Consider the following 25,189-nt stretch of genomic DNA (forward strand, 5'->3'; position numbering starts at 1 on the left):
GTCACAGACCGTTTTTGAGAACGATTGCGACGACCGCGCCGAGAATGCTCAACCCGACGGTGTAGAGTCCGCCGAACACGACGAGAAAGAGCAGTCCGAACACGCCGAATCCGGCACCCCCGGCGCCCCCGGCGGGTCCGACGAACAGGGCCATGCCGAGGAATCCAAAGAGCACGATCGGGACGAGCATAACGAACCCTGCCAGTGCTCCCACTGAGACACCGTCTGCGGGTTCCCCTCCCTCGAGATAGCCGGCGACGGCTCCACCGATTACCGTCGACCCTGGGACGAACGAGAGAACGATACCGACCGCGGCACCGACGAGCGCGTTGAACAGCGTGCTCGAGTCCGATTCGTCGTCGGATCCGTACGTATCGATCGGAGGTGGCGTGTCTGCAGACGGTGAATCCATACGTGGCGCTCTCGCCGCTGGGAGGAAAGTAATTCGATTGATGTGTCAACTCTATTGATATCGAACGACAGCGGTGATTCGGCGACCGGTGGGGCACAACGTTCACAACGACGCGGACGAACTCTCGAGTGAACGAATGACCGAGGGGCCGCGGCTGCCCGGCGTGCAGACGGACGACAACCAGGAAGAGCGGATCGTCTGTCACGTCGACGCGGACTGCTTTTACGCCTCCTGTGAACGGCTTCGCGAGCCCAAGCTGGACGGCGAACCGGTCGTGGTCGGGATGGGTTACGAGCACGGCGACGACATCGGTGCCGTTGCCACGGCCAGCTACGAAGCCCGTGAGTTCGGCGTCGAGAGCGCGCAAGCGATCTCGAGCGCGCTCGAGCGATTGCCTCGGCGCGGGCCACTCGAAGGCGACGCTGGGAGCGACGAAACTGACGACGGGGTCCACGACGACCGTTCGGTGGAGGAGACGGGATATTACCGATCCGTCGACATGGATTACTACGAGTCGGTCGCGAGCGAGGTTCGGGAAATCCTCCACGAGTGTGCCGGCGTCGTCAGGGAGGTGAGCATCGACGAGGCCTACCTCGACGTGACCGACCGGACCGCCTGGGAGGTTGCAGACGGCTTCGGTCGCCACATCAAAGACCGAATTCGACGCGAGGTCGGCATCACCGTCAGCATCGGCGTTGCGCCGACGATGAGCGCCGCGAAAATCGCGAGCGACTTCGACAAACCCGACGGCTTGACCGTCGTCGAACCCGGCGACGTACAAGCGTTCCTCGCGCCGCTCGAGGTCGACTTGCTCCACGGCGTCGGTCCCGTTACCGCTCGCGCGCTTCGCGAAATGGGGCTCGAGACGGCTGCAGACGTTGCGGCGGCCGATCCCGAGCCACTGGTCGAACGCTTCGGCGAGCGGGGCCGGGAACTGTACGATCGCGCCCACGGGGACGACGACCGACGCGTAACGCCCAAGGGTGAGCCAAAGAGCTTCTCTCGAGAGTCGGCGTTCGCAGAACCCGTCGAGGACCCGACGCAGAAGTACGAACAGATCGAGACGCTCGCGGCGGCCGTCGCCGACCGTGCCCGACGCGAGGGGGCACTCTATCGGACGGTCGGCGTCAAGGCGGTCCTCCCGCCGTACGACGTCAACACCCGCGAGCGATCGCTCTCCGGCCCGGTCGACGATCCGGATCTCGTCGATCGAATCGCGTACGATCTGTTCTCGGAGTTCGAGTCCGAGTCGGTTCGAAAAGTCGGCGTCAGGGTGGCAAACCTCGAGTTCGCGGCGGCGGATCAGGCGGACCTCGACGGGTGGGAATCACGTTCGCCACACGCCACAGCCGACGACGTGTCCGCTGGCGAGGAGGTGTCTGCGGACGAGCCAGGAGATGCTCGAGTAACTGAGACGAACACGAAACCTGACACAGAAGCAGAATCAACTTCCGACGAAGGGCGTTCGACGGCTGAACGCGGGCAGACCTCGCTCACCGACTTTTGAACGTGGAGGCGGTGATGAATCCGAGCAGCTGAGAGGCGTGTCGTAAGTGAAGTCCTATACTCTCATAATACAGACAATGCGGTCTCAACTGAAACAAACAATCTAATTATATCCCCGCCCAACAGTTTGTACAAGACACGCTGACTTTCACATGACTGAGGATTTCTACGACCTTCTCGACGTACCGTCCGATGCCCCCCAGGACGAGATCAAAACGGCCTATCGCGAGAAGGTTCGCGAGTACCACCCCGATCACAACGACGACGAACGCGCTCGAGCGCAGTTTACGGCGGTCAAGAAGGCCTACGACATCCTCGGCGACCCCGTCGAACAGCAGGCCTACGATCGACTCGGGCACGAAGACTACGTCGCCAAACGAACGAGTGGGCTCCCCTCCGCATCGGTGTGGCGAAGTTCCGACGACTCGAGCGACGACAGCGACGACACGAACAGTTCCTCGAGTAGCGCTAGTGCCGGTTCCGCCGCGACGAAGCAGACGGCTTCCGCGACGAGTGGTGCAACGGGTGCAAGTGCAACGGCCTCGAGTGCGACGAGTGGTGCAACAGGTACAAGCGCAACGGCCTCGAGTGCGAGTGCGACGAGTGGAGAGTCTGGATCGACGACGAGTACCGGCGCAACGAGTACCGGTGGACGTACACGCACGACGAGCCACCAGACGGCGACCTCTTCAGACACTACATCCGAACGCAACGCGGCCGTCCGCTGGTGGCGACGGCAGAACTTCTCGCTCCCGTTGATCTGGGGCTCCCTGCTGGTCTATCTCGTCGGTCTCGCTCACGTCGCCCTCGAGAACGAAGCCGAACTCGCTGGGCTAGCCGGTGACCTCGGTGCTGTCGGTAGCGACCTCGGCGAACACTGGGAACTCCTCTCGACCGGCCGGCACGGAGTCGATCCCATCGCCTCGTTCCTCGCGGCGTTCGAACCGTTCGCAGTGCCACTCGAGGCCCACCTGTGGTACGCCGCGCTGGGCGCGATCGTCGGTCTGACGGGTCTCGTCTTGCTCGGCGCTCGAGTGCGTCGCTCGAGCGACCTCTTCGGTGCACTCTCGATCGACGAAACGATCGTCCTCGCGCTGGGACTCGGCGTGACGGCCGCCCTCGTCGGCGGTCCGCTGCTCGCCGGCGCGGTGCTCATGCCGGTGCTCTTCTCGGTGATCGTCCAGCACACGCGTCGCGGCCCGGGGTGGACGCCCTCGTATCTGTACGTCCTCCCGGTTTTGGGCCCCCTGGCAGGATTGGGAGTCGGACTCGGCGTCGGTGGCGAACCCGCGTTAGTCGTCGACCTGGTCGCATTCGTCCTGTTGCCGATTGTCGGCGGTCTCGCGCTTCCGATTCGGGCGACGATCCGGAAGCACCTCGGCCGATAGCACTCGCCGTTTCGCTCGCCCGTCGCTTTTTATCCGACACGCGTCGCGACGCCCTTCGTCTGGCGGTAGTCGCGTCCGAGAATCGCCTCGAGTCGCGAGATAATCGCGTCGGCTTCCGTGTCTTCCCACGCGGTCGGATCCCTGATCGGGACGACCATGAAGCCACGCCCGCGGATTTCTTGTGCGTGCAGCGTGGCCATCTCGAGGTCGAGACGGTCGCGCTGGGTCGTGTAGGATCTGAGGACGTGGTCGGTTACGCGCTCGCCGACGGGCAGGAGAATGTGGGCGTTGATCGCGCGCAACTCGGCGTCGAAGTATCGCTCGAGTTCGTCGTACGTCGATTCGTCGGGCGTCTCGCCCGGCGGGAGACAACACATGTGCCGGTAGCTACAGAAGAGGTTTTCGACGGTTGGCTCGCTCCAAGAGCCCTCCGCGAAGCCGACCTCACGAACGATCGATTGGACGCGCTCGCCGGCCTCGGTTTCGGTAAACGGCACGCCGCTCTCGCGTCCGCCGTGGAGACCGGGATAGTTGCCGATTAAGTGAAAGTCGGCGTTCGCGTCGCCGTAGCCGAAGACGGCCGTTCGCTCGTCGGGCCTCGTGCGATCGAACGGTGGTCGCAGTCCAAACGGGTTGTGAGTCCGCTCCGTGACGTTCTTCACGACAGTGAGCAGGGCCTCGAGCGCATATAGACTGTCGGTCCCGTCCGATCACAGCGAGTCGAGTTCGTTCAGCGGGCCGTCTCCGGGTCGATCGGGAGCGAGCGTCTCCTCGATGAGTGTCGCCAATCCCCGACGCAGGCGCTGTGAGACCGCGGAGTCGGAGACCTCGAGTTTGTTACTGAGGTCGACGAGCGTCGACTCGCGGGGAACGTCGAAGTACCCCGCTCGATACGCATCCTCGATCACTTCGCGCTGGGGTGTAGTCAGGCCAAACTGGTGGGTCTCGGTGGGACTCACCGTTTCGTGTAGCTGAACGAGTTCGATGGAGATTCCCTGGTCGACGCAACTGCGATAGAACGCGGAGAGCGATTCGTAGGTAGAAAATCGCAGCCGAAACGTCCACTGCGTTCCCGTCCCGACGGCGCTCGTGACGATCGCATCCTGCGCTCGAATCGACTCGAGAAGGCCGTTGACCCGCTCGTTCCACGTCACCTTGAGCAAGACGTGGTCGGCCGTTCGATCGACCGTCGAGACGGTTCCGACGACTGATTCAGCCTCGAGGGCGTCGACGACTGACTCGGAGGCGGGCTCGGGGACCCAGACGTACGGGACAACCGACTCGCTGGTCGGCACCGTCGTCTCGACAGTGAGTGTGACGTCCTCGTCGATGTCGGTGAGTGTGCCAAGCGGAAAATCGGTCGACGGGACGGCGACTGTCGCGATGATGCTCATCTCACGCGGTCCTCTCGAGTGACGAACCGCCTACGTAGTCGGTTTTCGACTGTTCTCCCTGTCCTGTCAGTGTTCGTCGAATATCATCACACATGGAGGAACCGTTCGCTGTAACAACTGCAGGGACGTTCAAGAATTGGCTGGTTGGGTATCGAAGTCATTTAAATGTGAACGGCGACCGAACGCGTCCTCGAGTTGGGTGGGGCGTACCGTGTACGTCTCTGTGTTCTACTGGTGGTGATGAGTCGAAGTTGACGCCTGAACCGGCCAAATACGCCGTCGATCGCGACCTTTACGTCTCGATTGCGGTGTGTTTATTACCGGATAGGCAATTTCCACGGACGATGTACCAGGTCGGTCACTACGGGGCCGCGTTGGTGGCGTACGCACCGGTTGGAACCGCTATCGGACTGGCTGGGAACGAGACGGTGGCGATACTCGGCGCACTCGTTTGCGTTGGCCTCTCGACAATTCCAGACGTGGACCACAAACTCCCCCTGATCGACCACCGTGGTCCGACTCACACGGTCGGCTTCGCGGTGGCCGTCGGAACCGTCCTCGCCGCTGCCACGGCCATACTCGTCGATGCCACCTCGCCGGCAGCGGACGTCGGATTCGTCACGTTTGCCTTCGTCGTCGGCACGCTTTCGATCGGTTCACACCTCCTCGCAGACGCGTTGACTCCGATGGGAATTCGTCCGTTCTGGCCGCTCTCGAGGCGTCACTACTCACTCGGTGTGACGACCGCGGCGAATCCGATCGCGAACTACGTCCTCCTTGCGATCGGTGCCGGGATGGCGCTCCTCGGAATCGGAGTCGTCGTCACCTTCGGCTAACCTCGACAACGCGAATAGTCGCCTCAGGTCGTCAGCATACGACGGTCTCAGTCAGCCGGTTCGGGTTCGGGTTTGGGTTCGGGGACTGTCGCGTCTTCGCTCACGACGGATCGGTTCGGAATATCGAGTTCGGGCTCGATACCGACGGTGAGCAGTCGTTCAGTGTACGTGAGCTCTTCTGCAATCGGATCGGGTTTTTCGACGGTTTCGTACTCGACGACGATGCCGTCCGATTCAGCCGCGATACGCGCGTAGCTCAACTGGAAAGACGGCTGGAAGACCGGCGGGAGCAATCCGGCGACGACTTCGCGACGGTAGAGTCGCTTCAACCAGGTGCCCGTGTTGACGACGAGACGGTCCTCGAGTTCGGTGACGGCCGGCCGGTGGGTGTGTCCGTAGCAAAAGACGGCCGTTTGCGGTCGCTCCTCGAAAACCGCTCGTGCAGCCTCGTGGTATGGCTTCGTCGGATCAGCGGGTTCGTCGTCCTCGAAGATCCCGAAGCGATTCAGGGTGACTCGGACGTCTCGAGCGACGAGATACAGCGGAACGCCGATCAGTAACAACAAGCCGACGACCGACACGTTGACCGCGAGCAAGGAGTAGACAAGGGTGCTAGCCGGTCCGAGATAGACGAGGCCGCTCTCGAAGTACGCCATCGGGGCCGACCAGACGCCCGCTAGGTCGAGGCCGGCGAGTACCGCGAGGACGACGCTGATATTGAACAACAACAGAAACGGCACCGCTGCGTACCGAAGCAAGGGGTTCATCTCCCGATAGAAGTACTTCGAGGTCATCCACGTCGGAATTCGTTGCATCGGGGCGACCGCCTGAATGTCTTTGAGCCAGTTGTATCGGCCGCGATCCGACAACTGGCCCGCACGACTCGTCACGTGCCGGTTTACGTAGTATCCCAGCGGTTTGTCGTGTTGATTACCGAAATCTTCGATCCGATTGTTCGGATCCCGTTGCATCCCATGCTCGAGCCAGAGTTCGCGCTCGCCGACCGGTCGGGTGATCGACTCCTCCTGGACGAGGTCGACGTTGTACTCGGCGAAGCGCTCGACGTACTCCTCGTAGGCCGCGAGTTCGTAGTCGTGATTGCCCGGCAACAGCGTGATCTGGACGTTCTCTCCCGTCGCCCGAAACTGCTCGAAGAGTTGGGGGTACGACGATACGAGCGAGTCGAACTTCTCGACGCCATCGAGTTGGGTGAACTCCCAGAGCCCGAACGCGTCGCCGTTGATCAGTAACTCGGCGTCTTCGTCCGTCGTCTCTAACTCCTCGAGAAACGCGAGGAGTTCGTCGAGAAACTCGACGTGCTCGAGTTGTTCGTCACCACCGATGTGTAAATCGCTGATCACGTAGTAGACCGTCCCGTCGGCGTTGTCGGCCATTCTTCTGGGGGTTTCGAGTCCACCCTCAAAGGAGTGTCCCGTTCCATCGAGACGTGTCGATTCGTTTGGATCTTCTGACGGAACTCCCAAAAAACCGTGTCCTTCGAACGGCGTTACGCGCTGTTCGCGGCGATTCGCGTTCGCCACATACTGATCGCGAGGAAGACGAACAACAGGGCGGTGGAAGCGAGGTACACGGCGTCGTAGGCCGGATTGACGGCCTCTCGAGCGAGGAACGTGACAACGAACGCGAGGGCCGTCGTGAAGCCGAGCAATGCGGTGAGTTGGCCGTTCCCGAACTGGCGTCGTCCGATCATGAACGCGACGAGGACGGCCGCGATGGAGACGAGCATCACGGCGTACTGGGCCATCTGCAGCGACGGGCCGTAGGCGGTGATGTCGCCGAGTGCGAAGGGACTGAGGGCGACGTGGAACGGAAGCGAGAGCGCGCCGAGGGCGAGCGAGGCGGTTGCGTGAGTCGCCGTCAGTTGTGACTCCCAGACGAGGACGGTCGCGACCACGAACAGGACGAAGATGAGCACCGCCGTCCAGAAGTGAAGCTGGAGAATGTCCATCGTGTACTGCGTGACGGTTTCGCGGCCGAGGATGACCTGAATCGGCGTCAAAACCGCGCCGAGAACGACGAGGCCGGCGATCCGGTTGTCGATGTCGGGCAGCCGCCAGGACGCGACTGCCGTGGCGACGATGGCGAACCCGGCGAACATCGCGACGAAGCGGTGGAACCACTCGTAGAAACTGGGCATGTTCGCCGGGAACGCGTTGTATGGTCCGGCGTCGCACAGCGGCCAGTTTTGCTCGCAGGCGAGCCCTGACCCGGTCGCCTTCGCCGCAACGCCGAGGAGAATCGTCGCGGCGACCAGCAAGAGCGTCGTCACGAGCAGGTGGCGAAAGCCAAACCGTTCGATCAGCGGACGAAGTACCGGACGGGAAGTGTAACTATCGGTCGACACAGGCGTTCAGCCGAGGGTTAGCACTATCGCTACTTAGGTTACCCGAGTCGTTCCTACACTGCTGGAATCGCCAGACAGGGACGGGACGCTGGCGATTCATCCGACTTCTGATTCGACACGTTCGCTCGAGGCCCCGTTCGAGGCGGGCCCTCGCGTTCGTCGCATTCAAACGTCGTCCGTCCCAGCACCCGCTATGGACAAACGCGAGCGACTCGAGGCCTACCTCGAGTCGAACGGACTCGACTCGGTCTGGTTCGCCCGGCCGAACAGTTTCGCCTGGCTGACGGGTGGCTCGAACGTGATCGACCGGGAAACGGAGTCGGGCGTCGCCGCCGTGGGCTACGACGGGACGGACGTTCGCGTCGTGACCAACAACATCGAAGCGGATCGAATCGCGGCCGAGGAACTTCCGGATCTCGACGCCGAGGACGTCTCGCTCGAGACGTACTCCTGGCACGCCTCGTCGCTCGGCGACGCGATCGCCGGTCGCGTCGGTACGGACGAACGGGCAGCGGCGGACGTCGACCTTCCCGGCCTCGAACGCATCGATCCGACGCCGCTTCGACAGCCATTGACCGAGCAGGATCGAGAGCGCTATCGGACGCTGGGGCGAGAAACCGCCGCCGCCGTCGAATCGGTCTGTCGCGAACTCCGAGCCGAGGACACCGAACACGAGGTCGCCTCGGCGCTGCGAGTCGCCTTGACGGCGCGGGACATCGAAGCGCCGGTGGTGCTCGTCGGCGGCGCGGAGCGCGCCCAGGAGTACCGCCACTACACGCCGACGACGGCCGAACTCGGCGACTACGTGCTCGTCTCAGTTACGACCCAGCGCGCCGGCCTCCACGCGAGTTGTACGCGAACCGTCGCGTTCGACCCGCCCGCGTGGCTCGAGGAGCGCCACGCGGCAGCGACTCGCGTCGAGACGACCGCGCTCGCAGCGACCCAGCAGGCGGCCCTCGAGGGCGAATCCGCGGGAACCGTTTTCTCGGCGATTCGAGACGCCTACGACGTCGTCGGCTACGACGGCGAGTGGGAGTACCACCATCAGGGCGGTGCGGCCGGCTTCGCCGGGCGAGAGTGGATCGCGACGCCCGACCACCGCGCGCCGGTGATCGAACCCATGGCGTACGCGTGGAATCCGACCGTTCAGGGAGCCAAAAGCGAAGGAACCGCACTCGTCACGGCCGAATCGGTCGAAGAACTAACGACGACGGATCGCTGGCCGACCACGACGGCAACTGCTGTCGGCTACGAGTTAGAACTCGAGCGTCCGGCCGTCCTCGGTCTCGAGGAGTGAGGAACTGACTTAGTCGTCCGTCCGCTGGTCCGAGTCGTCGACACCAGTCGAGTCGGTGGCATCGTCAGTATCCGACTCCAGACGGTTCGGTGTGATCGACTCCGGATCGTCCACCTCTGTAGCCGAGTCTGGGTTATCCGTCTCTGTACTCGAGTCTGACTCGTCTCGTGCTTCGACCGAATCGGTCTCACTCGGGGCCTCGGCCGTCGTGTCGTCGACGGTAATCGTGACTGGCTCGAGGTCGGTATCCTCGTCGTTCGGGCCCTCGTCGTTCGGGCGTCCGATGACACTATCGAGCGTGAAAATCGTGTTCAACTCGTGTTGAACCTGATCGACGACGCCGCCGACGAGGTCGCTCGGCTGGATCGCAGTGTAGGCGTAGGGGTTGTTGCCGGCACCGTCGTTTACGCGTTTCTCGCGCGTGACTCGCTCTTCTCCGTGGAGTTCTGCGAGTGCCTCTCGAACCGTGCTCGGATAGAGGCCAGTGCCCGTCGCCACCTCTTCTGCGGTGCTCGCGGGGTTCGCGAGTACGAAGACGTAAATCTTCGCGCGGGTCTCGGTGTCGAGAATCCACGAGAGCAGATCGACGATTCGCTGATCGACCTCCTCGAGTGCGGCCGTTCGGACGGCGTCGTCATCGTCTCGAGGACGGTCGGGGTGGTTCTCCTCGTGCGGACTCCCGTCTGTGTTGTCCGAACCCATCTGTCTCTCGAGTGTGGCGACACGTCCCACGGCAGTAAATCTTTGTGGACACCTGAACCGACTCGCTGGACGGGCAGCGGTCGTTATTCGGTTCCGAGAAGCAGTGACTGGCACAAGGCGTCGGGACTATCTTCCTCGCGGAGTCGACGCTGGCGCTCGGCACCGCTTTCGCGCTCGTAGACCCGCTTGATCCCCTCGATACCGAGGCGTTCGCACTCGCGGTCGACGACCTCGGCCAGACCAACCGTTCCCTCGAGGTCGTGAGCGACGAACGAGGCGTCGCGACCGTGACGGATCGCCCGCCACTTGTTTTCGTCGAGGAGTTCGCGGCGGTGCTCGCGACCGTAGCCGGGCGCGCCGTCTTCGTAGTCCGCGGCGAGGGCCTCGACGAGTGCGTGGGCGTACTCGACGAACGCCATCACGATGTCGGGGTCGGCCTGTCCGTCCGGCGTACGGAGTTCGACCGTTCCGTGAGCCGTGTGCGGACGCACGTCGTACCAGAGTTCGCCGCGGTCCTCGATCGAGTCCGTCGCCAGCATCTGGCGCTCGAATCGGTCGAACGCCTCGTAGTCCTCGAAGTACGTCGGCATGCCCGTATTCGGCAGCGCTTCGAAAATCTTGGCACGCGCGGACTGGAGGCCGGTGTCGAATCCGTTCCAGTACGGCGAGTTCGCCGAGAGCGCGAGCATGATCGGGACGTACCAGCGCAGTTCGTTCGCGATCCAGACGGCTTTGTCCGCGTCGTCGACGCCGACGTGGACGTGGACGCCCGCCGTCGTGTTTCGGTGCTGTGGATACTGAATTCGGTCGAGTTGCGATTGGTAGCGGGGCTTTTCGGCGTGCTCAAGTTCGCGCCACTTCGCGAGGGGATGTAAGCCGGCGGCGGCGATCTGGAAGCCGTGCTCGGTCGCGTGCTCGACCAGCGCCCGTCGGATCTCGAGCAGCGACTCGCGGGCGTCGCTTGGCTCCTCGATCAACGGCGTCTGCGTCTCGATGACGAACTTGAACAGTTCGTGGTCGAGGCGGTCGTCGAGGATCTCCGGCGGGTCGTGTTCGTAGACGAGTTCGTCGGTGCCACTCGTGGGACGGCCGTCGTCGTCGACGACGAAACACTCCTCTTCGATCCCTAGCGTGCCCATGCGCGTAAACGATTCTCGGGACCCGCGTTCCATCGTCTTTCGTTTTCGCCCGCGGTGATAAATACCGTTTGGACTCGGACCCGACTGCGGTGTGATTCCCATCGAAACGCTCGAGGAGGCAAAACGGGCGATAGAATTCGCCAGAAGGTCAGGTGGTCGTGATCTCTGCGTCCGGTTCGCCGGCGTCGTCGTCCTCGCGAAGCCTGAACTTCTGGACCTTTCCGCTGGGGTTCTTCGGAAGTTCGTCGACGAAGTAGTACGCGCGCGGACGCTTGAAGTCGGCCAAGTCGTCGCTCTCGAGCACTGCGGTATCAAGTTCCTCGGCGGTGACGCCGTCGGCGACGACGTAGGCGACGACCAGTTCGCCCCATTCCTCGTCGGGTTCGCCGAGGACGGCGGCTTCTTCGACGGCGTCGTGGGCGAACAGGACGTCTTCGACCTCCGCGGGGTAGATGTTCTCGCCGCCGGAGACGATCATGTCGTCCTTTCGGTCGACGACGAAGAGGTAGCCGTCTTCGTCTCGGTAGCCCAGGTCGCCGGTGTAATACCACGTCGTTCCCTCAGCCTCCCGAAGCGAGTGCTCGGTCGCCTCGGGGCGGTTCCAGTACTCGCGCATCACGCAAGGGCTGGCGATGAGGATCTCACCGATTTCTCCATCCTCGAGCGTCTGATCCGGGTCCGCATCGGGTTCGACAATACGCACCTGATGGTTGAGGCCGGGTAACCCGGCGGAGCCCTGCTTCGGGCGTTGATCCTCGGGTGGCTGAAAGACGCCTGCAGGCCCAATTTCGGTCATGCCGTAGGCCTGCACGTAGTCATCACAGAGGTGCTCTCGGCAGTTCTCGAGGACCTGTTCTGGCATCGGCGCTGCGCCGTAGAGCCCGAGTCGAAGCGAGGAACTGTCGACGGGTGAGTCCGCGGCGGTGAGCGACAGTGCGTTCCACGCCGTCGGTGCGGCGAACAGGAGCGAGACGTCGTACTCGTCGACGGCCTCGAGCGCGGCGACGGGGTCGAACTCGTGGTGGATGACGCTCGTCGCGCCCCGGTGAACCCGCGGGAACAGGTTACAGTGTAACTCGGCGCAGTGATAGAGCGGCATGATCGACAATCCGACGTCGTCGCGGGTGAGGTTCATCTCCGCGATACACAACAGGTTGTGCTCGACCATGCTCCGATGTTCGTGGACCACTCCTTTCGGCCGACCAGTCGTTCCCGACGTGTAGATGAACGCGTACACGTCGTCTTCTTCGACGGTGGCCTCGGGTCGCTCGGGCGACCCGGACTCGAGGAGGTCGTAAAAACTGCTCGCGTACTCGGGCGCGTCCTCGTCGATGAACACGTACGAGTCGACGGTCTCGAGGGCCTGCTTCGCCCCTTCGATGGCTTCCTGTGTCGACGATTCGAACATCACGACGTCGGCCGCCGCGTCGTTGACGATGTACTCGATCTCACCCGGCGGCAATCGGAAGTTCAGCGGCGTAAAGACGGCTCCGAGTTTCGCACAGGCGTAGACGGTGAGCGCCATCTCCGAGCCGTTTTGAAGCACCGTCGCGACGCGGTCGCCCTTCTCGACGCCCAACTCGCGAAACGAGTTCGCGAGTCGATTCACGCGCTCGTCGAACTCCTCGTAGGTCCACCGTTGGTCCTTTCGAGGGTAGACGATCGCTTCCCGGTTGGGGTGTCGATCTACCGTCTGCTCGAGCGTGTCGCCAATCGTGGGGTGTGCAGACATAACACGCTAGTGTATTACAAACGTCCTTATATCTGTTATCGCACACTGACCCAGCCGTCGGCCATCCGCTCCAAAACGAACTCGAGCTATCGCGGCCGAGCGACGACTCCGAGGTGGTCCGTGTGATAGTCGTCGAGTCTGCGCGTCTCGAGTACGTCGTATCCAGACTCGAGTTCCTCGCGAACGTCCGCGAACACGTCGCTTGGCTCTCGCGTGACGTCCTCGCTTCGGGCCTTCACGGCGAGGAGCAATCGGCCGTCGTCCGCGAGGAATCGGGCGTTCTCGCAGGCGACGCGGGCCTGTCCGCGGGTCGCGACGTCCTGAATGAGCACGTCGACGTCGGACTCGACGACGTGCGCGTAGGTCTCCGGTTTTCTGGCGTCCGCGAGCAACGGGAAGAGCCGCGGACGAGAGTCCGCCGCCTCGAGCAAGTCTCTGGCCGGACGAGGCGCGAACTCGACGGCGTACGTCGGCCCGGAAAAGTCGGCGACGTGGCTGACCGTCGTTCCGCTCGCTGCGCCGAGATAGAGGACGGTTTCTTCACCCGCGAGGGAGGTGTCCATCTCCAACTCGAGCATCGCCCCCAGTTTCGATCGGTTCGGGTTCCAGGCTCGCCACTCGCCGTCCGTCGGTTCACCGTAGACGGGCTCCCCGCGGGTTGCGAGGCGTTCCGTCCCGTCGATTTTGCGTCGCTCGACGCCAGCCGGAAGCGCGTCACTCATCGTCTCCCTCCGGTTCGTCGTCACTTCCCCCACCAACGTCGTCGGTTCGGGCTTGAATCGTCTCGATTCGCTCCGCGAGTTCGGCCTCGAGGTCGGGCTTTTTCTCGCCGGAGTAGTGGTCGACGCGGGCGGCGATGGCGAGTTTCCCGGCGAGGGCTCTCGCCGCCGAGCCCCGCTCGTCGGGATGGGTCTGTCCCACCGCGTCGTGGGTGTAGATGATCCCGTGTTTTGGCGAGGGCGCGTGCCCTCGGAGGTGAGCGAACAGCGCGTCTTCGGCCCCGAGCACCTGCACCGTTCCGCTCGGCTTCTTCGCGAGATCCTCGAGTCCTCCGGCCAGCGAGATCAGTCGCGCACCGAGGACGGGGCCGGCGAGCGCCGCGAGGTTCGGCGCGACTGTCGGCATTTGTCGCTCGACGTACTCTCGTAACGCCTCGGCTTCGTCGGCCAGTCCCACGACGCGCTCGGCGAGCGAGACGAGTGGCTGCGGTGGGTGCTCGCTCGTCTGGTCTCGAGCAACCAGCTCGCGGGCGTAATCGATCCCCGTCCCGGCGTCGGGGTCGACCGTCCCGGCCCACTCGGCCAGGCGTTCGGCGAGTTCGTTCGCCGTCCGCGCACAGTCGTCCATCGCACGCACGGCGTGGACTAACTGGCGGTCGTCCGCCGCTTCGCGTTCGGTCACGGCCGCTCGAGTCGCCGCCGTGGACGCCTCGTGGAGCGCGTCGTAGTACCCGTCCTCGTCGTCGACGGATCCGGCCTCGAGCGCGAGCGTCGGCCAGTCTCGAGGCTCGTCGGTGCGCCCCTCGCGAATCGCCGTCGCGGCGGCCGCCGTGTCCTCCGCGTCGACGTTCGCGAACCATCCATCGTCCGCGGCGAACGTATCGGTCATACTGTCCCTTGGTGGCCGGGCCCGTATATGCGTTCTCGAAACGTTTAGCCTCGGCCTCGCGGTCGCTTCGAACGCTCCGACTCGAGGGTCCTGGCGGATTCGTTGGCCACCGATGTCTCGTGATAGGAGTGTGGGTCACCAACTGGAGGACGTCGTAACGCCTTTCGTCTCACCGCCACAACCTTCGATTCGTTATGGTCTCGCGGAGGCGCGGTCAGTAATGTACGTCCTCGTCGTCGGCGCGGGGGAGGTCGGGAAGATGATCGCCTCTAATCTCGAGGACTCACACGACGTCGCGATGGTCGATCGAGATCCCGACATCGTCGACGACCTCACCTACACCTACGACGTGCTCGCCGTCGAGGGCGACGGCACGGACCTCGAGGTGCTTCACGAGGCGGGTCTCGAGAAGGCGGATCTCGTCGTCGCGTGTACCGACAACGACGAGACGAACATCGTCGTCTGTGGGACGGTCAAAACCGACAGCGACGCGTTCACGATCGCTCGAGTCCGGAACCGAACGTTACTCGACACCTGGCAGGGGTCACAGGGTGGATTCGGCGTCAACTTCATGGTCTGTACCGACTTGCTGGTCGCACAGACGATCTTTCGAATTTCGGGGTTCCCGCAGGCCCAGGACGTCGAGATGTTCGCCGGGGGACTCATCCGGATGGCCGAGTTCGAAATCGACGCGCAGAGCCCCCTCGTCGACCAACGCGTCAGCGAGGCCGACGAGTACGACTCGATGACGTTCGCCGGCGTCTTCAGGGGCGAAGAGATGATCGTCGCCCGCGGGGAGACCGTTTTCTGTGCGGGTGATCGAATCGTCGTCATCGGGAGCCCCGAGTCCGTCAAGGAGTTCGCGCTGGACGCCGTCTCCGATACGACCTCGCCGACGGAGGACGTCGTCATCGTCGGCGGCAGCGAAATCGGGTTTCAGGCCGCCCGCGAGTTCGAGGCCCACGGGTTCGAGCCGCGATTGATCGAACGAGAACACGACCGCGCCCGCGAAATTGCAGAGGCGCTCCCGAAGACGTTCGTCATGGAAAACGACGCGACGGACCGGGAGTTCCTGGCCCGCGAACACATCGACGAAGCCGATATCGTCGTCGCCGCACTCGACAGCGACGAGAAGAATCTGCTCGTCTCCTTGCTGGCCCAGCGCGTCGGCGTCGACCGAACGGTCGCGATCATCGAGAACACGCAGTACACCGACCTCTTCGAGACCGTCGGGATCGACGTCGCGATCAACCCTCGTGAGGAGACCGCCGAGGAGATCATCCGCTTTACGCGCACGAATCAAACCGAGAAGATCGCCATGCTCGAGCACGACCGCGCCGAGGTCATCGAGGTCGAACTCGGCGAGGACAGTGCCTTGACTGGACGACCGATCGCGGAATCGATGGACGACCTGCCCAATTGCGTCGTCATTGGCGCGATTTCTCGCGGTGGCGACCTCATCACCCCCCGCGGAACCACAGAGCCCCAACCCGGCGACCACGTCGTGCTCTTCGTCGACGCGACGGTGCTCGATGAAGTGTCTGCAGTGTTGTAGCCACTACTCCCTCGAGCAGTCGGTTCTCTCGTTTGTCGGTCTGGTCGATTCGTCGTCACTCGAGCGGTCGCTCTCTCGTCTCGACAGTCGCTTCACGCGGACAGGGCGAACAAAAAGGGAGAATCCTTCAATGGGAGTCTCGTACCGGCGGCTATGAGTATTCGCCTCGACGAGGTCAACAAACGGATTATCCACGCGTTGATGGGTGATGCCAGAAACACGTCTGCTCCCATGATCGCCGATGAGGTCGGCGTCTCACCGGCGACGATCCGAAACCGAATCTCCCAACTCGAGGACGCCGGGATCATCCGCGGCTACCACGCGAACGTCGATTTCGACACCGCAGATGAGATGTTGTCGACGCTCTACGTCGCGAGTGCATCTATCGAAGAACGGGTCCATCTCGCTCAACAGGCACGAACGATCACCGGCGTCGTCAACGTTCGCGAGTTCGTCGCTGGGCGAAAGAATCTCCACGTTCTCGCCGTCGGTGACGACGTCGAAGCGCTCAACGACGTCGCTCGAGAACTCGCGTCGCTCGGCATCGATATCGAGGACGAGAAGGTGCTCCGAACGGAGCAGTTTCAGGCGTACCATCCCTTCGGCCCCGTCGAAACTCCCCAGCAATTTTCGGATTACATCAGCCTCGCCGGTGGGAACGAAGTCGTCGAACTCACCGTCGACGACGATGCACCGATCGCCGATATGACCCTCGAGGAAGCCGGACGAGACGGGTTGCTCGAGGACGGCGTCCTCGTCGTCTCTATCGAACGAGATGACGAAGTCTTGACCCCACGCGGTGAAAGCGACGTTCGACCCGGCGACATTCTGACGGTGCTTTCTCGCGGCGGATTTTCAGAATCGACGTTCGACACTTTCGAATCCAGAACTGAGGTGAACTAATCTTTTGAATCGATAGAAATAGCGCGTTAATTTCTGGTAATCCAGTACACTTATTTCTACAGCGGGCCTCACCGCACGTATATGCGTTTCCCGACCGAAGCGAATTTCGCGACGGATCGATTCGATGCATCACCTCGAACGCCGTCGCCTCGAGGTGAGGCCGTCGATGGCTGACTCCGATCAGGAACTCGCGCGCGACCTCGGTTTTCTCGAGGCGTACACCCTTGGACTTGGGACGATGATCGGTGCGGGAATCTTCGTGTTGCCTGGTATCGTCGCCGAGAGCGCGGGCCCGGCGAGCATGATATCGTTTATCATCGGCGGTGTCGTCGCCTTGCTGGCTGCCCTCTCGTTATCCGAACTGGCAACTGGGATGCCGAAAGCCGGCGGGAGCTACTACTACGTGAACCACGCGCTCGGCAGTTTCTTCGGCACCATCGTCGGGTGGGGGATGTGGGCCGGATTGATGTTCGCGACCGCCTTCTATATGCTCGGTTTCGGCCAGTACTTGCTCGATCAACCCTCCGACGCGTTCGCCGTGATTCTGGCCGGACTCGTCATGGCGTCGCTCCTCGTGGCGATCAACTACCGCGGCGTCAAAGAGACGGGGTCGTTACAGAACGTCATCGTTATTCTGTTACTGGGGCTGATCGTCGTCTTCATCCTCGTCGGCTTGCTCGCGATCGATACGGACCTGCTCACGCCGTTCGTTCCGGAGGGTGAGGGGTATCCCGTCGTTGCAGCAACCGCAGGAACGGTGTTCGTCACCTTCATCGGCTTCGAAGTGATCGCGACCAGCGCCGAAGAGATTAAAAATCCCGGCCGCAACCTGCCGCTGTCGATGATCGCGGCCGTCGTCACGCCGACGATTCTCTACGTCCTCGTGATGCTCGTCAGCACGGGCACGCTTCCGATCCCCGACCTTGCAGAGTCGGACGTCCCTGTTGCCGACGTCGCTGCAACAGCCACCGACATGTTCGGGGCACTCGCTATCGGCGAGTACACGCTCGAGTTCGCGACCGTCGGCTCGGTGGTGATGATCACCGGTGCAATTCTGGCGACCATCTCCTCGGCGAACGCGTCGATTCTCTCGGCTGCCCGCGTCAACTTCGCGATGGGGCGAGACAAGATCCTCACGAACTGGCTCAACAAGATCCACGACGAGTACCGAACGCCGTATCGAGCAATTCTCGCGACGGGTGCCGTTATCCTCACACTGATCGCCAGTCCGCTTCCGATCGATACGCTCGCGGACGTTGCGAGTTTCATGTTCCTCATCACGTACGCGCTCGTCCACACCGCAGTCGTCGTTTTGCGACGGGCTGAGCCCGACGAGTACGAGCCGGACTTTCGGATCCCGTCGCTCCTCTACCCGATCGTACCAGCGCTTGGATTCATCACGTGCATTGCAGTGATGCTCCAGATGGAACCGGTCGTGCAACTGATCGGCCTCGGAATCGTCGGGGTCGGCATCGCCTGGTATCACTTCTACGCGAAAGAGCAGGCCGTCTCGACGACGCTCATCGGCGAAGCGGTCGCCCCCCAGGAGACGGAGGCGGACGCGATCGACGACGGCTACCGCGTCGTCGTCCCCGTCTCGAACCCGAACACGCAACAGCCGCTGTTGAACTATGCGGCGGCGAGCGCCGCGAGTCAAGAGGCCCAAGCCGAACTCATCGCCGTCAACGTCATCGAGGTCCCACCGCAGACCTCGCCAGCCCAGATCGAATTCGAGGAAACGCGCGTCGAACGCCAGCAACAACTCCTCGAGAGCGTCCGGGACGTCGCCGAGGCCTTAGACGTCGCCGTCCGAACGCGCGCGATCGTCGCCCGGAGCGCCGAAGACACGCTCCTCTCGGTCATCGACGAGGAGGACGCCGACCACGTCCTGCTCGGCTGGGGTGGCGAGCGCCGACGCCGGGACGTTCTCTTCGGGTCGACGATCGACCCACTCCTCGAGCGTGCGCCGTGTGACGTGACGTTAGTCAAGGACCCGACCGACTCGCCGGGGCGAATCGTTTCGCTCGCCGGCAGCGGTCCCCACGCCTCGACGTCCGCGCGCCGAGCGGGCGAACTTCACCGCGTGTTCGCCGACAGTTCGCTCACGCTGTTGAACGTCCAAACGGAACTGGACGACGCCACTGGAGACGACGTTGTCGAGGAAGGGAACGCTCCCATCGATCCGGTTGCCGTCGGCCGGGAAACTATCGATTCAGTCGCGGCTGACGCCGGTCTCGACTCGGCAGAGTACGACTCTCGAGTTGTCGTCGACGACGACGTGACCGGGGCACTCGTCGACGCCGCCGGCGAGTACGACACTATCGTGATCGGTGCAACGGGAACCAGCACCGTCGCGCAGGCGTTGTACGGTTCGATTCCACAACGCATCGTCGAAGAAAGCGACGGAGCAGTGATTATGTCCCGCGGCGAGCAGCGAGCGCCGCGAACGTTCCGTCAGGCGCTCGTCCAGCGCCTGGAACGCTAAGGCAGTCTTCGAGAGCCCGATTCAGTCGTCGTCCGATCGACTGCCGATGAGACGATCCCAGAACGACCGTTCCGTCGGTCGCTCGGCGAGTAAGACGGAGCTTTCGACCTCGTTGACCACGCTGTAGGCCAACGATCCCCGGATGAGCCGCGAGAGGAGGCCGCGTCCGGTCGCGCCGAGGATGATCAACGAGTGGTCGCGCGCCGCCGTCGCGATGGCGTCTTCGACGTTGCCCGACGTATCGACTCGTATCGTCGCGTCCTCGAGGCCATGTTCCGTCGCCCACTCCGTCAGGAAGGCTTCGCCTTCGGCCTGGCTCTTCTCGTCGACGACGTGCAAGAGCGTGATCTCGCTGTCGAATTGCTCGCGGAGGTAGCCCGCGATTTCGGCGCTGAGGACGGAGTCCGGACCGCCAGCGGTTGGAACCAGGACGCGATCAGTCTCGAGGCCGCGGTCGTTCAGGACGAGGAAGTCACACGGGAGGTCGTGGGTCAACTCGTCGAGTGGCCGTTCGGCGCGCCCGGCACTCCACGGCCGATCTGGCCCCCAGCCCATGACGACGGTATCAGCGTGTTCGCGGCGGGCGACGTCGAACACTTCTTCGAACGAGCGGTGGGACGCGACCGTTCGAACCTCGACCGGCACGTCGAGGGTTTCCGTACTCTCGCGGACGTTCTCCATCAGGCGCTGTGACTCGTCGTCGATTCGCTGGACGTGTTCGGAACCTTCGACGAGTGGCGTCTGATCGGGCACCTCGACGATGTGGACGGCTTCGACGACGCCGTCGTTGGCCTTGGCGACCACGCTCGCCAGCGAGAGGAGATGGGATTCCGTTCGCGGGTTCGAAACTGGAACGACGACGGTGTGTTCGTTCTCAGCTTTCGGTTTGGCGACGTTCGCGGCCGAAACGGCGACGTCTGGCATCTCCTCGGTGCGAGAGAGGATGTAGTTGCTCAGGACGCCCTCGCGGTCGGTCTCGTGACGGGCGTAGATGCCGTACCAGATGAGTGCAGCGACGACGAACAGGAGGCTCAACGCGACCTCGATCATGTCCATGAACCCGATGAGGCCGAGCGACAGGACGATTCCGAGGATCGGCGTAATCGGGTAGAACGGGACCCTGAAGTCCGGATCGTAGTCGGGCACGTCCGCCTCGCGAAAGACGATCAACGCGGCGTTGATGAGCGCGTACACGATGAGGTGTAACGCGCTGGCGGCTTTCGAGAGCACCTCGAGGTTCTCGCCGAGCAAGATGATGAAGACGAGGATCATCCCGCCGGTGACGGCGATCGAGCGATACGGCGTCGCGAAGCGCGGGTGGATCTCGTTGAGCCAGTCGGTGACGATCTTGTCTCGGCCCATCGCGAAGTTGATCCGCGCGGAGGCGAGAATCGACGCGTTCGCACTCGAGGCCGTGGCTAACAGTGCAGCGAGCGTGATCGAGGTGACGCCGATGACGCCGAGGTTGTTCTCGAAGATGACTCCTGCCACGTCGGACATCGGTGTCTCCTCGCTGATCGCGTCGTAGGGGATGATCCCGATCATCAACGCGACGAGAATCGAGTAGATGATCATCACGATGACGACGCTGCCGATGATCGCGATGGGAAGGTTTCTGCCGGGATTCTCGAGTTCCTCGCCGATGGTCGCAATCTTCGCGTAGCCGAGGTAGGAGACGAATACGAGGGCGGTACCGGGCAACACTTCGCCGTAGCCGAGCGGGGCGAGGGTGCCGTCGGTCGTCACGGTTCCCCAGTCGAAGGAAAAGAAACCGACGAACGCGAAGACGGTGAGGATCGCGAGGAGCAGCGTGACGATGGCTGTCTGGATGCTCCCCGTCTCCTTCGCGCCGATGTAGTTGATGCCGACGAACGCGATTCCGGCGAGGAGCGCTCCGATCTGGATCTCGGTCAGGACGAGGGGCCCCAACGCGATGGTCGGAAGGAGGGCGAGTTCGCCGACGCCGGGAACCGGAACCACGACGCCGTCTAACAGCGTCGCGAGGTAGCCACCGAACCCGATGCAGTAAAAGGCACTCGCGAAGGCGAGGCCGATCCAGTCGCCGACGCCGGAGATGGAGCCAAAGAGCGGCCCGAGCGCGCGATTGATGTAGTAGTACGCGCCGCCGGCTTTGGGCATCGCCGTCCCCAGTTCGCTCACCGAGAAGGCGTTTACGAGGGCGATCATTCCGCCGATGACGAACGAGAGGACGACGATCGGACCCGCCTCCTGAGCGGCCTCACCCGGGAGGATGAAAATTCCCGCACCGACCATCGTCCCGATTCCAATCGCGAGCGCGGAAAACAAGCCTAGGTCTTTCGCAAGTTCCTCGTCAGCCCCAGTCATCGGCGCTGTTCACCTCGTTTATCCCCGTTCCTGTAGAATTGTCCTCGCATACTATCGTACTCGTCCTCGAGGGCTGTCGCGTGTTGACTCCGAACTGTCAGTCGAGGTCGGAGATGCGCTGTCCGGGTCCCTTCCGTTTCCGCCGCTGTGCAGCCCCCTCGAAAACATACACGTGGCAAGTGCCACCTACTTCTTAATACTGTTCGTTTCCGGACCCCGGCTAGTTCGAGGAGTGTTGACCCCGCAATGCAGCGATTCCCTGTCACACTTCGATAGAGTGCAACCGTTATCGCGTCGACTCCGGTGTCGAGCGAAAGAGAATTCGCGTAATTGCCCAGAGAACCCACCCGAAGACGATTGCGGTGAAGATCCCCATCTCGAGGCGGACGAACGTTCCGTGCCAGATCGTGAGCACGGTCGCGACGATGACGATCGTGCTAACGGTAACGGTGAAGACGTCGAAAAACGACGTCGGTTGCCGGAGACTGGGGACTCTCGTCATACGGTGCTCACTCGTATCTTCTACCCGGGAGACCGTAAATAGCCACAACGACGAAAGCTGTTAGCTTCGTTGGTGTCTGCAGTCTCCATCCCCTCGCCTGCTACGCGACAGTCGTTTCAAATCCTGTAGATAGTAGAATTATGTGTCGATAGCACGTTAGAACGCTCGTAATTTTGGCATCGTACCCACCACTGGCTAACCCATGAATATAGGCTAACCCATGAATATACGCGTTGATTGGCGGGCGAGTGTCTCTCTCACCGGTACGATCTGTAAATACCTCGCTCTTGCACTCTTCGTCCCGCTCGCCGTGGCCGTCGTCTACCAACGCGATATCTTGGTCTTCGTGGTGACGATCGTGATCACCGTCACGATCGGTCTCTTACTCGAGCAAGTCGATCCCGACCCCGAGTTACGGCCTCGAGAGGCGATGTTACTGGTGGCGCTCTCCTGGTTCGCCGTTGCGATTCTCGGGGCGATTCCGTACCTGCTCGCGACCGTCGGGACGGACTCGTCGCTCGCGCACCCGGTGAACGCGCTTTTCGAATCCATGTCCGGATTCACGACGACCGGGGCAACCGTGATGGACGAAATTTCGACCGATCGGTACTCACACGCACTCTTGTTGTGGCGACAGATGACCCAATGGCTCGGCGGGATGGGAATCATCGTGTTGATGATCGCCATCTTACCGAAACTCGCGGTCAACGGCGCGCAACTGATCCAGATCGAATCACCGGGACCCGAATTCCAGAGACTCACGCCGAGAATCGCCGAAACGGCGCGTATTCTCTGGGCGGTTTACTTCGGGTTTACGCTCGCTCTCGCCGCCTTGCTTTACGGCCTCAACCTCGCCGGTCTCGCACCGAATATGACGGCGTACAACGCCCTCGCACACAGTTTCACGACGCTACCGACCGGCGGATTTTCGCCCGAGTCGAACAGCATCGCGGCGTTCTCTGGGGCCGTCCAGTGGGTTCTCATCCCGTTTATGGTCGTCGCGGGGACGAACTTCGCGCTCTTCTGGTATCTGTTGCGGGGTGAACCTCGACGATTTCTCGAGAACACCGAATTCCGGGCCTACGCAGGTGTGATCGTCGTTTTCACGGGGGTCGTCGGTGGGATGCTCTACAGCGGCGCAGCCCCAGCACTCGGCGAACTGGGTGGCACGACCGAAGGCTCCGGCGAGAGCGCCCTCCGTCACGGACTCTTTCAGATCGTTTCGCTGCTCAACTCGACCGGATTCGCAACCAGTGACTTCGCGGCGTGGGATTCGACCGCCCAGTTCATGTTGCTCACCGCGATGTTCGTCGGCGGCAGCGCCGGATCGACCGGCGGCGGGATCAAGATCATCCGCTGGCTCGTCATCTGGAAAGTCGCCCGCCGGGAACTGGTCACCGCCGCACACCCCGAGGCCGTCAAACCGATCCGTCTCGGTGGGTACGTCATCGACGAGGACGTCACTCGTGGCGTGCTTGGCTTCACCCTTCTCTATCTCCTCGTGTTCGTCGCCGCGACGGTGTTCATCGTGCTCGATTCGGCACGTGTGGGCACCTCCCTCACCGTCCTCGAGGCCATCAGCGCGAGCATCGCAACGATCGGCAATATCGGCCCTGGCTTCGGGACACTCGGCCCGTTCGGGAGTTACCTCGAATTCCCGACGACGTCGAAACTCGTGATGATCTTTCTCATGTGGATCGGTCGCCTCGAGATCATTCCGGTCCTCGTGTTGTTCACCGGTGCGTTCTGGAAACGCTGAGGCGAGGCGTCTCCGTCGGTCGTCCGCAGAAATAGTCGCCGGCGATTAAATGGCGAACGTCGCTCGCAGCATGTCACGCGTTCCGGGTCCGAGTCCGACGGCGACGACGGTGATCATCATCAGGATGGCAAACCGCGGACTCTCCTCGAAGATCTCCTCGTTGAAGATCCAGATGATGAACACCGGCGCGGCGAGTTTGAGGAGGGCGAAGGGCCAGGCGTCGCCGATGGTGTCCGTGAGACCTGCGGGCACGAAGAACAGCCAGTCGAGCACCGCTTCCGTGTGCGTGACGATGGCGTCGTTGACCGGGTGTTTCGGGGCGTAGGCCAGTCCCCAGACGTGTGACCAATCGAGCATCAACTGGTTCGCGAAGCCGTCGACGGCGTGGGCCCAGATGACGACGATTCCCATGTAGCCGGTTCCACGGTTGAGCGACGGGGCAAATCGTTGGATTCCCGCCCAGACGATCGCCGTCGAAACCGTCGCGGCAACGAGGACGATGGCTGCGATCGACGGGATGAATCCGACGTAGTCCGTCACCGCGGCGAGGTAGCCGAGCCACCCGAGCGTCACGGCGAGGACCACCGTCCCGATTCCAAACAGCGGATACTCGTAGCCCGAAACGTACTCGTTTCGCTCGAGCCAGACCGACGCGACGACCGCGACGACTGCGATCAGGGCCACCGTGAAGTAGATTAGCGGACTGATCAGGAAGCCCGACCACGGGAGTTGAATCGCGAGGTCACCGGTCGCGCCGTACGCGGCGACGTTCGCGTCTTCGACGGTTCGCAGCGCGCCCCCGAAGAGCATGAACGGGAACAGCGCGAAAAAGCCCGCCCGGTACCGATCAATATCGAGACGCCGAATTGCGAACAGAATTCCGACCGCCATCAGGATGAGCGTCGGGATGTACCCAGCGTACGAAACGGCGGTGTAGCCGGGTGAGGCGGTCGGTCCGTCGTCTCCCGTGACCTCAGTACATTCTAATTGGTCACCATCGGCCCACGTGACACAGTTCCATCCGTGCGCGTCGGCGACCACCGGTCCCCAGTAGTACTGCCAGATGAAGTCGACGTACACGCGCTGGGGAAAGAGGAACGCAGCGAGCGCAATGCCGCCCGCGAGGAGGACGACGGTCGCGACCCAGAGGCGCTCGGCCCCGTACCGTTCGATATACTCGTCCATGGATATCGAATATCCATCGTGGCTGGCGCTTACCGTTTCCGATTTTCTACAGATGTCGAGACTGGCTCCGTTCTC

At 62.7% G+C, this 25,189-nt stretch carries 21 protein-coding genes; 8 read left to right on the forward strand and 13 right to left on the reverse strand.

What is annotated here, in order from left to right:
* Position 1 precedes the first annotated feature (1 nt).
* Positions 2-412, reverse strand: a complete 411-nt coding sequence (locus BLW62_RS07535) for a DUF5518 domain-containing protein (RefSeq protein ID WP_090506511.1) — start codon at positions 410-412, stop codon at positions 2-4.
* Between the two features lie 136 nt (positions 413-548).
* On the opposite strand from BLW62_RS07535, the gene BLW62_RS07540 reads away from it, so the two are divergent.
* A complete protein-coding gene (locus tag BLW62_RS07540; RefSeq protein WP_090507533.1) occupies positions 549-1,919 on the forward strand; it encodes a DNA polymerase Y family protein in 1,371 nt (456 codons plus the stop codon).
* Between the two features lie 151 nt (positions 1,920-2,070).
* Positions 2,071-3,306 (forward strand): J domain-containing protein, encoded by a 1,236-nt coding sequence (locus BLW62_RS07545; protein WP_090506512.1) that lies wholly within the window; start codon positions 2,071-2,073, stop codon positions 3,304-3,306.
* Positions 3,307-3,335: 29 nt separating this feature from the next.
* Here BLW62_RS07545 and BLW62_RS07550 read toward each other — a convergent pair whose 3' ends face one another.
* On the reverse strand, positions 3,336-3,968 hold the full coding sequence (locus BLW62_RS07550) for a uracil-DNA glycosylase family protein (protein WP_090506513.1): 633 nt from the start codon (positions 3,966-3,968) through the stop codon (positions 3,336-3,338).
* 48 nt (positions 3,969-4,016) lie between these two features.
* Entirely contained in the window at positions 4,017-4,700 is a 684-nt protein-coding gene (locus BLW62_RS07555) for a helix-turn-helix domain-containing protein (RefSeq protein WP_090506514.1), read from the reverse strand.
* A 344-nt stretch (positions 4,701-5,044) separates the two neighbouring features.
* Between BLW62_RS07555 and BLW62_RS07560 the strand changes: the two genes are divergently transcribed.
* Entirely contained in the window at positions 5,045-5,536 is a 492-nt protein-coding gene (locus BLW62_RS07560) for a metal-dependent hydrolase (RefSeq protein WP_090506515.1), read from the forward strand.
* 47 nt (positions 5,537-5,583) lie between these two features.
* Here BLW62_RS07560 and BLW62_RS07565 read toward each other — a convergent pair whose 3' ends face one another.
* Positions 5,584-6,930 (reverse strand): metallophosphoesterase, encoded by a 1,347-nt coding sequence (locus tag BLW62_RS07565; protein WP_090506516.1) that lies wholly within the window; start codon positions 6,928-6,930, stop codon positions 5,584-5,586.
* Positions 6,931-7,043: 113 nt separating this feature from the next.
* Positions 7,044-7,901: a COX15/CtaA family protein gene (locus BLW62_RS07570; RefSeq protein ID WP_090506517.1), complete on the reverse strand. Its 858-nt coding sequence runs from the start codon at positions 7,899-7,901 to the stop codon at positions 7,044-7,046.
* 193 nt (positions 7,902-8,094) lie between these two features.
* Here BLW62_RS07570 and BLW62_RS07575 point away from each other — a divergent pair, with 193 nt between their 5' ends.
* The gene (locus tag BLW62_RS07575) at positions 8,095-9,198 is read left to right on the forward strand and encodes a M24 family metallopeptidase (protein WP_090506518.1); all 1,104 of its coding nucleotides are present in this window, start codon (positions 8,095-8,097) and stop codon (positions 9,196-9,198) included.
* 9 nt (positions 9,199-9,207) lie between these two features.
* On the opposite strand, the gene BLW62_RS07580 is transcribed toward BLW62_RS07575, so the two are convergent.
* From BLW62_RS07580 to BLW62_RS07600, 5 genes are all read right to left on the reverse strand, one after another.
* The gene (locus tag BLW62_RS07580) at positions 9,208-9,900 is read right to left on the reverse strand and encodes a helix-turn-helix domain-containing protein (protein ID WP_139305384.1); all 693 of its coding nucleotides are present in this window, start codon (positions 9,898-9,900) and stop codon (positions 9,208-9,210) included.
* An 83-nt stretch (positions 9,901-9,983) separates the two neighbouring features.
* Positions 9,984-11,072, reverse strand: coding sequence for a glutamate--cysteine ligase (locus BLW62_RS07585; RefSeq protein WP_090506519.1), 1,089 nt, complete (start codon positions 11,070-11,072; stop codon positions 9,984-9,986).
* A 115-nt stretch (positions 11,073-11,187) separates the two neighbouring features.
* A complete protein-coding gene (locus tag BLW62_RS07590; protein ID WP_090506520.1) occupies positions 11,188-12,771 on the reverse strand; it encodes a long-chain-fatty-acid--CoA ligase in 1,584 nt (527 codons plus the stop codon).
* A gap of 86 nt (positions 12,772-12,857) precedes the next feature.
* Positions 12,858-13,493 carry a fibrillarin-like rRNA/tRNA 2'-O-methyltransferase gene (locus BLW62_RS07595; protein ID WP_090506521.1) on the reverse strand — a complete coding sequence of 212 codons (636 nt, stop codon included), beginning with the start codon at positions 13,491-13,493 and terminating at the stop codon, positions 12,858-12,860.
* Positions 13,486-14,379 (reverse strand): NOP5/NOP56 family protein, encoded by an 894-nt coding sequence (locus tag BLW62_RS07600; RefSeq protein ID WP_090506522.1) that lies wholly within the window; start codon positions 14,377-14,379, stop codon positions 13,486-13,488. Before BLW62_RS07600 ends, BLW62_RS07595 begins: the two co-directional genes overlap by 8 nt.
* 220 nt (positions 14,380-14,599) lie before the next feature.
* Here BLW62_RS07600 and trkA point away from each other — a divergent pair, with 220 nt between their 5' ends.
* From trkA to BLW62_RS07615, 3 genes are all read left to right on the forward strand, one after another.
* The gene (trkA, locus tag BLW62_RS07605; RefSeq protein WP_090506523.1) at positions 14,600-15,934 is read left to right on the forward strand and encodes a Trk system potassium transporter TrkA; all 1,335 of its coding nucleotides are present in this window, start codon (positions 14,600-14,602) and stop codon (positions 15,932-15,934) included.
* A gap of 153 nt (positions 15,935-16,087) precedes the next feature.
* Positions 16,088-16,837, forward strand: coding sequence for an Lrp/AsnC family transcriptional regulator (locus tag BLW62_RS07610; RefSeq protein WP_090506524.1), 750 nt, complete (start codon positions 16,088-16,090; stop codon positions 16,835-16,837).
* A 166-nt stretch (positions 16,838-17,003) separates the two neighbouring features.
* Positions 17,004-19,322, forward strand: a complete 2,319-nt coding sequence (locus tag BLW62_RS07615) for an amino acid permease (protein ID WP_090507534.1) — start codon at positions 17,004-17,006, stop codon at positions 19,320-19,322.
* Positions 19,323-19,343: 21 nt separating this feature from the next.
* Here BLW62_RS07615 and BLW62_RS07620 read toward each other — a convergent pair whose 3' ends face one another.
* The gene (locus tag BLW62_RS07620) at positions 19,344-21,668 is read right to left on the reverse strand and encodes an amino acid permease (RefSeq protein ID WP_090506525.1); all 2,325 of its coding nucleotides are present in this window, start codon (positions 21,666-21,668) and stop codon (positions 19,344-19,346) included.
* Between the two features lie 286 nt (positions 21,669-21,954).
* Positions 21,955-22,170: a hypothetical protein gene (locus BLW62_RS07625; RefSeq protein ID WP_090506526.1), complete on the reverse strand. Its 216-nt coding sequence runs from the start codon at positions 22,168-22,170 to the stop codon at positions 21,955-21,957.
* A 220-nt stretch (positions 22,171-22,390) separates the two neighbouring features.
* Between BLW62_RS07625 and BLW62_RS07630 the strand changes: the two genes are divergently transcribed.
* Positions 22,391-23,929, forward strand: coding sequence for a TrkH family potassium uptake protein (locus BLW62_RS07630; RefSeq protein WP_090506527.1), 1,539 nt, complete (start codon positions 22,391-22,393; stop codon positions 23,927-23,929).
* A gap of 45 nt (positions 23,930-23,974) precedes the next feature.
* On the opposite strand, the gene BLW62_RS07635 is transcribed toward BLW62_RS07630, so the two are convergent.
* On the reverse strand, positions 23,975-25,114 hold the full coding sequence (locus tag BLW62_RS07635; RefSeq protein WP_090506528.1) for a DUF63 family protein: 1,140 nt from the start codon (positions 25,112-25,114) through the stop codon (positions 23,975-23,977).
* Positions 25,115-25,189: the final 75 nt, after the last annotated feature.

Origin of the sequence: Natronorubrum sediminis (assembly GCF_900108095.1) — an archaeon.
In the GTDB taxonomy this organism is placed as follows: Archaea; Halobacteriota; Halobacteria; order Halobacteriales; family Natrialbaceae; genus Natronorubrum; species Natronorubrum sediminis.

Excerpts from the sequence above, each read along its gene's own strand:
- BLW62_RS07535 (WP_090506511.1), bottom strand. The coding sequence starts at position 412 with ATGGATTCACCGTCTGCAGACACGCCACCTCCGATCGATACGTACGGA.
- BLW62_RS07540 (WP_090507533.1), top strand. The coding sequence starts at position 549 with ATGACCGAGGGGCCGCGGCTGCCCGGCGTGCAGACGGACGACAACCAG.
- BLW62_RS07545 (WP_090506512.1), top strand. The coding sequence starts at position 2,071 with ATGACTGAGGATTTCTACGACCTTCTCGACGTACCGTCCGATGCCCCC.
- BLW62_RS07555 (WP_090506514.1), bottom strand. The coding sequence starts at position 4,700 with ATGAGCATCATCGCGACAGTCGCCGTCCCGTCGACCGATTTTCCGCTT.
- BLW62_RS07560 (WP_090506515.1), top strand. The coding sequence starts at position 5,045 with ATGTACCAGGTCGGTCACTACGGGGCCGCGTTGGTGGCGTACGCACCG.
- BLW62_RS07565 (WP_090506516.1), bottom strand. The coding sequence starts at position 6,930 with ATGGCCGACAACGCCGACGGGACGGTCTACTACGTGATCAGCGATTTA.
- BLW62_RS07575 (WP_090506518.1), top strand. The coding sequence starts at position 8,095 with ATGGACAAACGCGAGCGACTCGAGGCCTACCTCGAGTCGAACGGACTC.
- BLW62_RS07580 (WP_139305384.1), bottom strand. The coding sequence starts at position 9,900 with ATGGGTTCGGACAACACAGACGGGAGTCCGCACGAGGAGAACCACCCC.
- BLW62_RS07585 (WP_090506519.1), bottom strand. The coding sequence starts at position 11,072 with ATGGAACGCGGGTCCCGAGAATCGTTTACGCGCATGGGCACGCTAGGG.
- BLW62_RS07590 (WP_090506520.1), bottom strand. The coding sequence starts at position 12,771 with ATGTCTGCACACCCCACGATTGGCGACACGCTCGAGCAGACGGTAGAT.
- BLW62_RS07595 (WP_090506521.1), bottom strand. The coding sequence starts at position 13,493 with ATGAGTGACGCGCTTCCGGCTGGCGTCGAGCGACGCAAAATCGACGGG.
- BLW62_RS07600 (WP_090506522.1), bottom strand. The coding sequence starts at position 14,379 with ATGACCGATACGTTCGCCGCGGACGATGGATGGTTCGCGAACGTCGAC.
- trkA (WP_090506523.1), top strand. The coding sequence starts at position 14,600 with ATGTACGTCCTCGTCGTCGGCGCGGGGGAGGTCGGGAAGATGATCGCC.
- BLW62_RS07610 (WP_090506524.1), top strand. The coding sequence starts at position 16,088 with ATGAGTATTCGCCTCGACGAGGTCAACAAACGGATTATCCACGCGTTG.
- BLW62_RS07615 (WP_090507534.1), top strand. The coding sequence starts at position 17,004 with ATGGCTGACTCCGATCAGGAACTCGCGCGCGACCTCGGTTTTCTCGAG.
- BLW62_RS07620 (WP_090506525.1), bottom strand. The coding sequence starts at position 21,668 with ATGACTGGGGCTGACGAGGAACTTGCGAAAGACCTAGGCTTGTTTTCC.
- BLW62_RS07625 (WP_090506526.1), bottom strand. The coding sequence starts at position 22,170 with ATGACGAGAGTCCCCAGTCTCCGGCAACCGACGTCGTTTTTCGACGTC.
- BLW62_RS07630 (WP_090506527.1), top strand. The coding sequence starts at position 22,391 with ATGAATATACGCGTTGATTGGCGGGCGAGTGTCTCTCTCACCGGTACG.
- BLW62_RS07635 (WP_090506528.1), bottom strand. The coding sequence starts at position 25,114 with ATGGACGAGTATATCGAACGGTACGGGGCCGAGCGCCTCTGGGTCGCG.